The 12,762-nt window shown below is 39.0% G+C and carries 13 protein-coding genes; 7 read left to right on the top strand and 6 right to left on the bottom strand.

Annotated elements, in window-relative coordinates; translation table 11 throughout:
- Positions 1-87: 87 nt before the first annotated feature.
- Positions 88-696, top strand: coding sequence for a TetR/AcrR family transcriptional regulator (locus tag ACSLUO_RS12870; RefSeq protein ID WP_448249009.1), 609 nt, complete (start codon positions 88-90; stop codon positions 694-696).
- Positions 697-777: 81 nt separating this feature from the next.
- On the opposite strand, the gene ccmE is transcribed toward ACSLUO_RS12870, so the two are convergent.
- The 5 genes from ccmE to ccmA are packed head-to-tail and all read right to left on the bottom strand — an operon-like array spanning position 778 to position 3,612.
- Entirely contained in the window at positions 778-1,263 is a 486-nt protein-coding gene (gene ccmE / locus ACSLUO_RS12865) for a cytochrome c maturation protein CcmE (RefSeq protein WP_448249008.1), read from the bottom strand.
- Complete coding sequence (ccmD, locus tag ACSLUO_RS12860) at positions 1,260-1,493, bottom strand: heme exporter protein CcmD (RefSeq protein ID WP_448249007.1); 234 nt, start codon at positions 1,491-1,493, stop codon at positions 1,260-1,262. The genes ccmE and ccmD overlap by 4 nt, the downstream gene beginning before the upstream one ends.
- Entirely contained in the window at positions 1,493-2,236 is a 744-nt protein-coding gene (locus tag ACSLUO_RS12855; protein ID WP_448249006.1) for a heme ABC transporter permease, read from the bottom strand. Before ACSLUO_RS12855 ends, ccmD begins: the two co-directional genes overlap by 1 nt.
- A gap of 1 nt (position 2,237) precedes the next feature.
- The gene (ccmB, locus tag ACSLUO_RS12850; RefSeq protein ID WP_448249005.1) at positions 2,238-2,957 is read right to left on the bottom strand and encodes a heme exporter protein CcmB; all 720 of its coding nucleotides are present in this window, start codon (positions 2,955-2,957) and stop codon (positions 2,238-2,240) included.
- 1 nt (position 2,958) lies between these two features.
- On the bottom strand, positions 2,959-3,612 hold the full coding sequence (gene ccmA, locus ACSLUO_RS12845) for a cytochrome c biogenesis heme-transporting ATPase CcmA (RefSeq protein ID WP_448249004.1): 654 nt from the start codon (positions 3,610-3,612) through the stop codon (positions 2,959-2,961).
- Positions 3,613-4,067: 455 nt separating this feature from the next.
- Here ccmA and ACSLUO_RS12840 point away from each other — a divergent pair, with 455 nt between their 5' ends.
- The 6 genes from ACSLUO_RS12840 (at position 4,068) to hemH (ending at position 10,115) form a co-directional block, all read left to right on the top strand.
- A complete protein-coding gene (locus tag ACSLUO_RS12840) occupies positions 4,068-6,050 on the top strand; it encodes a heme lyase CcmF/NrfE family subunit (protein ID WP_448249003.1) in 1,983 nt (660 codons plus the stop codon).
- Between the two features lie 27 nt (positions 6,051-6,077).
- Positions 6,078-6,635, top strand: coding sequence for a DsbE family thiol:disulfide interchange protein (locus tag ACSLUO_RS12835; RefSeq protein WP_448249002.1), 558 nt, complete (start codon positions 6,078-6,080; stop codon positions 6,633-6,635).
- A gap of 3 nt (positions 6,636-6,638) precedes the next feature.
- Positions 6,639-7,100 (top strand): cytochrome c-type biogenesis protein, encoded by a 462-nt coding sequence (locus tag ACSLUO_RS12830; protein ID WP_448249000.1) that lies wholly within the window; start codon positions 6,639-6,641, stop codon positions 7,098-7,100.
- A 3-nt stretch (positions 7,101-7,103) separates the two neighbouring features.
- Positions 7,104-8,363: a c-type cytochrome biogenesis protein CcmI gene (gene ccmI / locus ACSLUO_RS12825; RefSeq protein WP_448248999.1), complete on the top strand. Its 1,260-nt coding sequence runs from the start codon at positions 7,104-7,106 to the stop codon at positions 8,361-8,363.
- A gap of 96 nt (positions 8,364-8,459) precedes the next feature.
- Entirely contained in the window at positions 8,460-9,062 is a 603-nt protein-coding gene (locus ACSLUO_RS12820; RefSeq protein WP_448248998.1) for a glutathione peroxidase, read from the top strand.
- Between the two features lie 21 nt (positions 9,063-9,083).
- Positions 9,084-10,115: a ferrochelatase gene (hemH, locus tag ACSLUO_RS12815; protein ID WP_448248996.1), complete on the top strand. Its 1,032-nt coding sequence runs from the start codon at positions 9,084-9,086 to the stop codon at positions 10,113-10,115.
- 159 nt (positions 10,116-10,274) lie between these two features.
- Here hemH and ACSLUO_RS12810 read toward each other — a convergent pair whose 3' ends face one another.
- Entirely contained in the window at positions 10,275-12,683 is a 2,409-nt protein-coding gene (locus ACSLUO_RS12810; protein WP_448248995.1) for a GH39 family glycosyl hydrolase, read from the bottom strand.
- Between the last annotated feature and the right edge of the window lie 79 nt (positions 12,684-12,762).

Raw genomic sequence — 12,762 nt, 5'->3', positions numbered from 1 at the left:
GTTAGAATGAGTAGCTTTGCTGGTTGTGATGACTTTATATCCATGTTACTACCAACAAAATAATCTAAGTAATAGTGAAGTCCAAGTATGACCAGAACGCGAACAAAAAATGAAACTAAGCGTAAACAAATTCTTGATGCGGCTACGCAGCTTTTTACTGAGCAAGGCTACGCTGCTACCAGCATGGATTTAATTGCTAAAATTTCTGATGTTTCTAAACAAACCGTTTATAGCCATTTTGGTAATAAAGAAGAGTTGTTTTCTGCCGCTATTACTCAAAAGTGCCATGAAAATCAATTTGATGTTTTATCTGAGGTTGACTTAACTAATCCTTATGAAACCTTACTTACGATAGCACAGCGATTTTTCGCTTTAATTTCTTCCAAAGAAGCTTTAGCGGTACATCGTATTTGTGCCTTTGAGTCTAAAACCTATCCGCAGTTATCGGCGTTGTTTTATCAAGCGGGGCCTGAAAAACTTATTGGGGAAATGACCAAGTTAATGGTGAGAATTTCCGACTTAGCTGAGTACCAAATTGCCAACCCTAATCATGCGGCAGTCCAGTTTGTTAGTATGATTAAAGGTGAAGCTTGGTGTCGTTTAGAATTGAATTTAGCGGAAACATTATCTAGCCAAGAAGTAGCTGAGTATTTAGAAAATAGTGTGCAGTTTTTTTTACGGGGTTATCGGGCGTAATTTATCAAGAGTGTCTTTCTTATCATCACTGTTTAGCTGTTTCGGGTGATGATAAGAAAGTAATAAAGTTATTAGCTTTGATTAATAACCAGCGCTTTCATGCTTTTGTTTCGCGGCATCGGCCAATTCTTTTGGCATATAGTTTTCATCATGTTTGGCTAATACTTCACTCGCTTCAATAAAACCACCTTCTTGCAGTACACCGTTTGCCACTATGCCTTGGCCTTCACGAAATAGATCCGGCAAAATGCCGTCATATTTAACTGTCACGGTTATATCATCGTCATGAAACTCAATCGGCATTCTCATGTCTGCTAATTTAAAATTCACTTTTAAACTGTCTTCATCACGGTGAACACTGCCTGGTACCACTAAGCCACCAATACGAATACGCTGGCCAATTAATGGCTTAATGCCGCTATCGTCTTTGCCTTGATAGATTTCAGTAGGTTTAAAAAACACATCAATATTTTGACTCAGTGCATATAGCAACAAGCCAATAACTAGGCCTAAGCCAGCTAAAATACTAATGACAATGGTTAAGCGTTTTTTTCGTCTAGGGTTCATAATTCAGTCTCTAGCGGGTTATTTTCAAGATCTTGCTGTTTCTGATGTGCTTGCTTGAGTTTTTCTTCACGTTTTAATTTCTTGCGGATGTTGTCACGTACTAACTTATTACTGCGTAATGAAAAAAACACTAATAATAATAAACTGAGTAAGCTAAAACCGTAAGAAATCCACACATATAGGCCATGGCCACCCATGGCGATAAAGTCACTAAAAGAGTTAAATTGCATTATTTAAGCCCCTTTGATACTAAGTTGATAACCCAAGGCCGCATGCTATTGCGTGCTAACACCTCATTTTGAAAACGAACACAAGTAATGGCGGCAACTAAAAAAGTGAAACCAAAAAAGCAAATGATAAATGGCCAGTACATATCTGGTGTGATCGATGGTTTACCCATTTGTGAGACGGTAGAACCTTGATGCAAAGTATTCCACCACTCAACAGAGTATTTGATGATGGGTAAGTTAATAACGCCTACAAGCGCTAAAATGCCTGCGGCTTTGCCTGCTTGGGTTTTATCATCAAAGGCATTGTGTAATGCCATTACTCCTAAATATAAAAATAATAAAATTAATTCTGAGGTTAAACGAGCATCCCATATCCACCATGTGCCCCACGTTGGTCGGCCCCAAGCAGCGCCTGTTACTAGTGCAATAGCAGTAAAGACAGCACCAATAGGTGCTAATGCGGCTGATGAAGCATCAGCTAAACGCACTTGCCATACTAAACTGGTTAAAGCGGCTATCGCCATACCCCAATAAATTCCTTGCGATAAAATAGCGCTAGGCACATGCAAATAAAATATTCTAAAACTATTACCTTGTTGGTAATCAGCAGGGGCAAATAATAATCCCCAAACAATGCCAATAGCTAAACAAATAGCAGCTAGGCCGAAACACCAAGGTTTTAAGGTTTTGGCGAAGTTATATGACACTTCAGGATTAGCGTAAGGATGTAACCATTTCCACATTTTAGTTGGTACTCACTTTCAAGGCTGAACTTACAGCAAAAGGGGCTAAGGTTAGCGCCAGAACAAAAATCGCCGCAATTATAGCAAGTTGCCCACCATAGGGTAAGTACATTGCGGCGGTGTCGATAGCGCTAGTGGCAAAAATCAATACTGGAATATATAGCGGTAAAATAATCAAACTTAATAATACGCCGCCTTTTTTTATGCCGACGGTTAATGCGGCACCTATCGCACCGATAAAGCTCAATATTGGTGTGCCAATTAATAACGTTACAAACAAGGCAAAATAACTGGCTTCATGTAAATGTAATAAAACCGCGAGTAAAGGAGCGATAATAATTAGGGGTAAGCCGGTGATCAGCCAGTGGGCAATAATTTTGGCTAATACCAAAATAAACACGGGCTGTGGACTTAACAACATTTGCTCTAAAGAACCGTCGTTGTGATCACTTTTAAACAAACGATCAAGCGATAATAATGACGATAATAACGCCGCAACCCAAATTATTCCGGGAGCAATTCGAGATAAGGTATTTGCTTCTGGCCCGATACCAAGCGGAAATAAAGTTACCACAATAACAAAAAATAATAACGGATTAAGCATGTCGTCTTTATGGCGAATAGCGATCATTAAATCGCGCTTTAAAAACAGCATAAAGGCTTTGCGATAAGGCAAGTTTGATGAATTCAGCTCAGTAAGGTTAGGCATGGTTTTGGACATATTAATAAAACCTATATGCGAGTTGAATTTTTCTAAAATTAGCTGCGCTAATTGTTAAATCTTGATGGCTGGTTAAAATTACACAACCACCACGTTGAGCATGTTCAACAAAAAGTGATTCAAGGTTTTTTACCCCTTGTTTATCAATGGCGGTAAAGGGCTCATCTAAAATCCAAATTGGCGTTTTACTTTGCCATAAACGGGCAAGCGCAATGCGGCGGTGCTGACCAGCACTTAAGTGTGAAGCTAAACTATCTTCAAAAGCCGTTAGGTTCACTTTATCTAAGGTGCTTTCGGTTTTTTGACTATCTAAGCCGTGTAACGATAAATAAAACTCAAGGTTTTCTTGTGCGCTCATTTCACCTTTGATGCCAGGATTATGGCCAATATAAGTGAGCTGTTGGTGAAACTCTTCTCGACATGCTCTGATATTTTTTGGTTGCGGCGCTTGGTTTAATAATACTTGGCCAGAATAAGGGGCAGAAAGCCCGGCCAGTATTCTTAATAAACTGGTTTTTCCGGCACCATTTTGACCTTCAATTTGCACGATATCACCAGCACAGATGTCGAAAGAGAGCTCATCAAATAAGATCCGCTCCTCTCGAATACAGGTTAATTTATCAGCACTTAATAAGGCATTACTCGGCTTTAACAAAAAATGATCACTTCTAAAAATTTCAGTCGGCAGACTATAGCAAAAAATACAATAAAATCGTTAACAAAGCTGCCTGTTAAGGCAAATTATAACGGTTTGTTACAATAAATTTGAGCGCGTTAACTAGGTTAAGCAAAGGCTAGCAAAAATTTTTTATGATTTTATTGATACAGATAAACATAATACTATAAAGGTTTTGCGCCTTCACATGAATATTAACCTTGCTGTTATTTGCTTATTTTAAATCAACTTTCTTATTAATAACGTTTAAAAACCCTGATTCAGTTAATGATTAATATGACAACTTAGTGATAGAATCATGCGCAATAAAACTAGGGAAATGAAACGGTAAATACGCTGTTATTAGTAAGATAATAGCTCATTTTCTTAGTCAGTTTTGTGGTTAAGCGTATCGCGGCTACTCAACATCTTTACATACGTTTTCGGAGAACTTCATGATCCCTGAGTTAGGGCACTTTGCGCTTATTGTTGCCACAGCTTTTGCTGTTTGCTTAAGTATTATTCCGCTGATTGGTGTTTATAGCCAAAATTCCAAATTAACCGCTTATGCTAAACCACTCACGTTTGGTATGTTTGCTTTTACGGCAATGAGTTTAGTGATTTTAGCTTATAGCTTTGTTGAAGATGACTTTTCCGTTAAATATATTGCCGGCCATTCAAATAGCTTATTACCTTATTATTTTAAAATTAGCGCCGTTTGGGGCGGACACGAAGGTTCATTATTGCTCTGGGTGTTTTCGTTAACCGCATGGACTTTTGCTGTCGCTAAATTTAGTAAGGGAATTGAACAAGAATTTGTTGCCCGAGTACTGGCAATTATGGGCATGGTAGCGCTAGGTTTTATGCTATTTACCTTATTAACCTCTAACCCTTTTGAACGTTTGTGGCCTATGGTGCCAGCTGAAGGGCGCGACTTAAATCCACTGTTACAAGATATTGGCTTAATTATTCACCCACCTATGTTGTACATGGGCTATGTTGGTTTTTCTGTGGCGTTTGCATTTGCTGTTGCTGCCTTAATGTGTGGCAAGTTAGATGCGGCTTGGGCTAGGTGGTCACGTCCTTGGACAGTAGCGGCATGGATATTCTTAACTTTAGGGATTGCGCTTGGTAGTTGGTGGGCATATTACGAACTTGGCTGGGGCGGTTGGTGGTTCTGGGATCCCGTTGAAAACGCTTCATTTATGCCATGGCTTGTAGGCACAGCATTAATTCATTCTTTAGCGGTAACTGAAAAACGCGGCACATTTAGAAATTGGACCGTATTATTAGCGATATTTGCTTTTAGTTTGAGTTTATTAGGTACCTTTTTAGTACGCTCTGGGGTGATTACCTCTGTGCATTCGTTTGCGGCTGATCCATCGCGAGGTGTTTTCATCTTGTTATTATTGGGCATTGCTGTTGGCGGCTCGTTAACCTTATTTGCTTTTAGAGCAAGAAGCGTAGCCAGTTTTAGCCGTTTTTCTCTGTATTCACGTGAAGCGGCATTATTAGTTTGTAATATTATTTTAGTGGTTGCTGCAGTGAGTGTTTTACTGGGCACACTCTACCCACTATTTGTTGACGCCTTAGGGCTAGGTAAAATGTCTGTGGGACCGCCTTATTTTAATGCTGTTTTTGTGCCAATTATGAGCATTTTGTTTGTAGTGATGGGGATTGGACCATTAATTCGTTGGAAAAAAGCCAAGCAAGGTGAATTACGCAAGCAACTGAGTAAAGTGTCTATTGCTAGTGTGATTTTTGGTTTGTTATTTCCATTAGCTTATGGTGGTGAGTTTGATTTATTAGTGTCGATGGGCATGATCTTAGCTACTTGGGTTGCGTTAGTGGTGCTAAAAGATGTCCACAATTTAGCCACTAACAATCAAAGCCAAGCCTTTAACTTTTCTCGTGTTGGTATTAGCCATTTAGGTATGACATTTGCACACTTTGGTATCGCAATTACTATTGTTGGTGTTACGTTAGTGTCGTCTTATGAGCAAGAAATTAATGTCAGAATGGCGGTGGGTGAGTCAATTAACGTTGAAGGCTACGACATTCAATTTAATGGTATTAAAAATGTTCAAGGGCCTAATTACAGTGCAGAGCAAGGTCAAATTGAAGTGTCAGAACAAGGTGATTTTATTGCCCTGTTAACACCAGAGCGTCGTACTTATTTAGTGCAAACCATGGGCATGACAGAAGCCGGTATTGATGCGGGCTTTTTACGTGATATTTATGTTGCCTTGGGCGATCCACTTAACGACGGTGCTTGGGCGGTAAGGGTTCATTATAAACCTTTTATCCGTTGGGTTTGGTTAGGCGCAATTTTCATGGGCTTTGGTGGCTTTTTAGCGATTTTAGATAAACGTTACCGTCGTAGAAAAGCCGTAAAAAGTTCATCAACTAGCAGTGAAACATCCGCTGTTAAAGTTTAATTAAATAGAAAATTTTAGGTAGTTGTGATGAATAAAATCATTCGTTTTATCCCGCTTGTTTTGTTTGTTGTTTTAGCGGTGGTGTTATATCGAGGTTTGTTTTTAAACCCACAAGCGATGCCATCGGCATTGGTGGGTAAAAAATTACCAAGCTTTAATTTAAGCGAAGTGCATAGTGAAACGCATTTAGTGACCGAAGCCGATCTAGCTGAGGGAATTTTATTATTTAATGTTTGGGGTACTTGGTGTCCAACGTGTCGTTACGAGCACCCATTTTTTATCAAACTTGCGAAAGAAGGTCGGGTAAAAATTTATGGTGTGAATTATCAAGATGATCGCGAACTTGCAATTAACTGGTTAAAAACGTTAGGTAATCCGTATGAATTTTCTGTGTTTGATCCTCTAGGCCAATTAAGCCGAGATTTAGGGGTAACTGGCGCACCAGAAACCTTTGTGGTTGATCACAACAAAGTTATTCGTAAACGGTTTCAAGGTGCGGTCACGGAAGAGGTTTGGCAAACAGAATTTGAACCTTTGATTCAGTTAATAGAACAAGAGCAACGTGCACAGAAAGGGCAAGGATAAAAGATGAAAAAATCACTATTAGCCTTATTTTTTGGCTGTTTAGCTAGCTGGTTAGTTGTTGCTAGCCCAGTTGATACTTACGAGTTTAAAGATCAGGTAACAAAAGATCGCTATCAAGCTTTAGTTAAAGAGTTACGTTGCCCTAAATGTCAAAATCAAAACTTAGCCGATTCTAATTCACAAATTGCTATCGATCTAAGAGCACAAGTTTATACCATGCTTAATGAAGGCAAGGCTGATAGTGAAATTGTTAATTACATGGTGGCACGTTATGGCGATTTTGTTTTATATCGTCCGCAAGTGTCGTCGTTAACTTATATTCTTTGGTATGGACCAATTGGCTTATTGTTAATTGGTGGTGTCGTCATGTTTTTAGTGTTACGTAAAAAACCGGAAGCCATTGAAGAAAAACAATTATCTGCCCAGCAACAGCAAAAACTTCAACAATTTTTAAAAGACAAATAAATCATGGCCGTTATTATTACCCTCGTTGTATTTATTCTCCTGATCTTACTGATTATTTGGGGGCATTATCTTAGCCAAGTTAAAAAAGATGATATTGACCAAGACAGTCGCGATCACACCAACAAAACACTTTATCACGAACATAAAGCAGAAATTGAAAGTGATTTTCTGCAAGAAAAAATCGATCAAGAAAATTATCAATATTTAGTTGCTGAGCTAGATAAAAGCTTTTTACAAGACATGGAAGAAAACCAAGCACATAGCAATACGGTAAAAATGAAGCAGCAAATTTCGGTAATTTGGCCAAGTGTTATTTCGGTTTTTGTTTTAGTGTTTAGTGTTGTGGTTTATCAAAAAATTGGTGCCTTTGAGCAGCTTTCACAACCACAAATTCAGCAAGATCAACATGCGAATTTAGCCCCAGAGCAGCAAGAAAGCATCAATCGAATTGAACAACTAAAAGCACAACTTAGTGCTACACCAGACAACTCAGAGCTTTGGTATGCGCTTGGCCAAGAATTAGTGGCTTTAGGTAGTTTTGAAAATGCGATGACCGCCTTTGATAAATCTATTGAAATTGAAGGTGTTGTTGCCGATTTAGTGGGGGCAAAAGCGCAAGCGGCTTATTATAAGCATGGGCAAAAATTAACACCGGAAGTTAATGCTTTAATTGAGCAAGCTTTAGCTTTAGATCCGACGGACGCCTCAACAAACATTTTGTTAGGCATGCATGCCTTTAGTGAAGCGGATTATCAAGCCGCGGTTGATTATTGGCAAATTGTGCTTGAGGCAAATAAGTCAGTTAATACGGTTGCGATCACGCAGGCAATTAATGAAGCGAAAAGCCGTTTGGCTCAAGGTAGTGGTGTTGCATCACCACAAGAACAAGCGCCAAGTTCAGGGGAAGAAGTTGTTGGCTTAACCGTTAATGTGGCGATATCAGAAAAAATACACAATAAACTGATCGAACAAGGCGATAAGACCGTATTCATTTATGCTATTCCTGCTGATGGTCCAAGAATGCCGGTAGCCGCGGTTAAAATGATGGCGAGTGATTTACCTACACGTATTGTGTTAGATGATAGCCGCGCGATGAACCCACAAGTGAAAATTAGTAATTTTGAACAGGTTCATTTGTTTGCGGTTATTTCGCAGCAAGGTACACCAGGAATTAAACCGGGTGATTATCAAGGGCGATTAAATAACATAGCGGTAAACACCAGTACGCCAATTGATATTGTTATTGACACTATTGTTGAATAATTAGTGCGTGTTGCTGGTTGGATTGAATTCTACTTACAGCTGCTGTATCGCTTGGTGCTTTGTTAAACCTAATTATTATTTGAAAAGGAAAAGATCATGACAATTAAATTAGTACACGGGTTAGTTATTAGTATATGTTTTTCATGGTCAACAGCTTTTGCTGCGGAGCCCGAACATAGCGCACCAACAAGTGCAGCGATTACACAAAAACCAGCCAGTTGCCCTGCATTTTTTCAACAAACGATGCGCAAGTTACATTCATCTGAACGCGTTGATTTATGCACGTTAACCGCAGGTAAAACGGTATTAGCGGTAAATACGGCGTCAAATTGTGGTTTTACGCCACAGTTTAAAAGTTTAGAAGCCTTACATAAAAAGTATCAGAACCAAGGTTTAGTGGTTATAGGTTTTCCATCAGGTGATTTTTTTCAAGAAGAAGATGATGAAAAAGACACCGCCGAAGTGTGTTTTGTTAACTACGGCGTAACCTTTACCATGCTTGAAACAAGTGCTGTGCGAGGTGATGATGCTAATCCGGTATTTGCTCATTTAGCAGAGCAAACGACAGCACCAAAATGGAATTTTTATAAATATTTAATTTCTGCTGACGGACAAAAAGTACAACACTTTAATAGTAAAGTTAAGCCATCAGATGATGCATTTATAGCAGCAGTAGAAAGCGCACTAATTAGTAAATAATACCTTAAGGATGTCGTGTAAATGTCTCGATTTGTTGGCCAAGATGAAAGTATTCATCAACAAACCCGTGAACAATCACCTAAAAAAATTGGTGTCTTATTAACAAATTTAGGCACCCCTGATGCGCCTACAACTAGTGCATTAAAACGTTATTTACGTGAATTTTTATCTGACCCTCGCGTGGTTGAAATTCCCCGGTTAGTTTGGCTGGTGATTTTACACGGTATTATTTTACGCGTTCGCCCAGCAAAATCGGCAAAGCTTTATCAAAGTATTTGGACCGATCAAGGTTCACCATTAATGGTGCATAGCCTTGCGCAAAAAAACAAAGTTGCCGAAAAATTAACAGCACAATATGGCGAGCATGTTTTAGTTGATGTTGCTATGCGTTATGGCAAACCAAGTATTAAACACGCTTTGCAAAAGTTTCAGCAAGCGGCGGTGAGTAAAATTGTTATTTTACCTTTATATCCACAATATGCAGGTCCAACTACCGCTTCAACTTTTGATGCAGTAGTGAAAGAAGTTCAACAATGGCGCTGGATCCCAAGTATTAACTTTATTAGTTCTTACCATGACCAAGCTGACTATATTCAAGCATTGGCCAATTCAATTACTGAGCATATTGCCGAACATGGCAAGCCAGATAAATTAGTACTTTCGTATCATGGTATGCCGGAGTTATTTTTAAAAAATGGTGATCCTTATTACTGTTTTTGCCATAAAACCACCCGATTATTAGCTGAAAACTTAGGATTGAATGAAGATGACTTTGTGATGACGTTTCAATCTCGTTTTGGTAAAGCGGAATGGTTAAAGCCTTACACTGATGCCACGTTAGCTGAATTAGCTAAAGCGGGTAACAAACATGTGGCCATTATTAGCCCAGCTTTTAGTGCCGACTGTTTAGAAACCTTAGAGGAATTGGTTGCTGAAAACCGTGAGGTATTTATTGAAGCGGGCGGGGAAGTTTATCATTATATTGCTTGCTTAAATGACCGCGATGACCACATTAATGCTATTACTCGCTTAATTGAACCAAGCTTGAAGTAGAGCATTTAACCTCTATAGTCCTAATGAATATCGGGTTGTGAAGCCTGTATCGTGAAAAATCACGATACAGACCAAGTTTTGAAGTTACTTTATTAACTTTAGAGTTGCCGTTAAGTTTGTGCCATGTTGAACAAACTAAACGGCTGTTATATGAAAAAGTTAATTAGCGGTCCATTTGATTTGTGTTTTTTCAAATGAGAATAGCGGTAAAACAGAGCTAATATTTACCTGTGATCCTGATTTATCGTCAGTTCGAGCAACTGTAGTTGCACTTTGCCATTCTGTCCAAGCCATTGGTTTTGGATTTTGATAACTTTCCCAATGTGTAGTACCTGTTTCGTTCAATACAATGTTTGGTGCGCCATACTTGTTATAATAATTTGCATCTGTTTTTAACCAGCTATCAGCTGAAGGTTGTTTCATAAAATTATAAAAAGCATGATTTTCAGGTGCAGCGAGTATTTTACGGTAATAAAAGGTTGTTCCTACGGGTTTATCAACATTAAAAGCAAGCTTAACGTCACGGTCATTTTCTGCTTCTAAGTTTTTTGGATCATAGTGGTAGGTTACCGCTTCGATATTATTATCGTTTAAGTCAGCAACAATAATAGAACCTACGGTTTCGGTATTAACTTCGGCACTGATCCTAGGTTTACCAAACATGGTCGCAAAAACTTCCACTGGCCAAGGTTTATCACCATTACGTAAACCCCATTGAAATACTTGGTTAACGTTATTTTGATAGAATTCATCGGTTAAAGCGACATTAAAAGTGTCAGCTTGTGGTGAATCTGAAGTAATGTAAGCATAAATTGGTGCCACAAATCCCATTCGGGTAATAACACTATATTCTTCAATATCAATAGTGGTACCCGCTTGCCATTTTGGATGATCAACTAAAGGTTTAAAAAAATCATCGTATTTTGTTTTTGGATCACGCGTACTCGCATTGGTAATAAATGGATAATCACTTAAGCCCCAAAAATCATATTTAATATTGTTGTCAGCACAATAGGTAATTAAGGCGTCAGCAAAAGATTTGATTTTCTCGCCTTTATAATTTGTCACGGTACCGTTTTTGTAAACAAAGTTAGGAGAACGTGTATGTAAGCCAATTTTGGCATTAGGCAATACCGCACGTATGGCATTTACTGAGTTTGCAAAATGTTCGATAAAGTCTTGCTCTGTGCCATACCAATGATCCGGTGTTTCAATTTCAGTACCAATTCTAAAGCGCCATGAGAGTACAGTACTTTCCCCGTAAACAGAAATTAAGTGATTCATTGTTGCTTGTAAAAACTGGTTATAAGCAACCTTGTCTTTTGGTGGTAATGAGTTACCGTAATGTGATACTCGTTGGCTTTCTTTAAAACTAACCCCGTCGTATGGCTGCTCATCTGGAATAAAAGAATGGCCGTGTTGGAACGCCCAAGGTGGCTGATCTAACACTATTTGATGTAAGTTTTTACCCTTGTTAACAATAGCATCGATACGATCAGTTAATGGTTGGAAATTATATTCGTATTGGCTAGTTTGTTCATTATAAGTGGCAATATCATAATCTAAGTCTGGTACATTTTTGCCATCAACTTTTTTATTTATCCCGCCTAACATACGAACAACATTTACTTTTAAACCGTCAATATTAGTAACACCAGTTTTGGGTGCTATTCGGTTAATTGTGCTCCACATATCATGTAGGTCAGCTTTGTGGCTGTTAAGATCTGTGATGTCTGCTTTAACAACTACATCAACATTATTATCGACTACGGGTTTAGTTCTACTATCAACAAAATCGTTATAGGTAGTTGCAGCTTCCGTTACTGTAATTGAAAAGGTGTTTGGCGTAATGCCGCTAGGGTTTGGAATAGTATGACCTTCATATTGAATAGGATCATCAACTAATTGAGATTCATCTTGAATATCTTGACCACCCAAGCAGTTTAAAACCAGTTTATAACTTCCAGTGTCAATATTTTCAAAACGGTATTCTCCACTTGTTGATATGGTACTTGTACTTAGTGGCGCCGTACCGGTAATTGGAGAGGATGGTAAGTTGAAATTGGCATGATTTTGATCAAAGGCATCAGCAAAGTTTGTTACATCGCTACCGTATAGATAAAGTTGGCAAACGTTAATATCTGTTACTTCAGAGCTCACTGTGCCGGCAATATGTCCAACTGGTGCAGTATTATCACCGCCAGTATTGTCGCCGCCAGTATTGTCACCGCCAGTATTGTCACCGCCAGTGTTGTCGCCACCAGTATTGTCGCCGCCAGTATTGTCGCCGCCAGTATTGTCACCGCCAGTATTGTCACCACCAGTATTGTCACCGCCAGTATTGTCACCGCCAGTATTGTCGCCGCCAGTGTTGTCGCCGCCAGTATTGTCGCCGCCAGTATTGTCGCCGCCAGTATTGTCGCCGCCAGTGTTGTCACCGCCAGTGTTGTCACCGCCAGTGCTTCCTTGTTCTTCACTAGCTGGTGTTGATCCCCCGCCGCCACAGGCGGTAAGTCCTACCATTGACCAAAGGCAAATGGTAGTTGCTAATATTGTTTTAATATTCATTGGTTGTTCTCAGTTTTAAATTATTATAAAAACAGGTAAATAAGATTACTTATGATTTTTTATGTAAGCGATAAAGATC

The organism is Thalassotalea agariperforans (assembly GCF_053470345.1).
The sequence above is the reverse complement of the archived record's forward strand: the minus strand, read 5'-3'. Positions and strand labels throughout refer to the sequence as shown.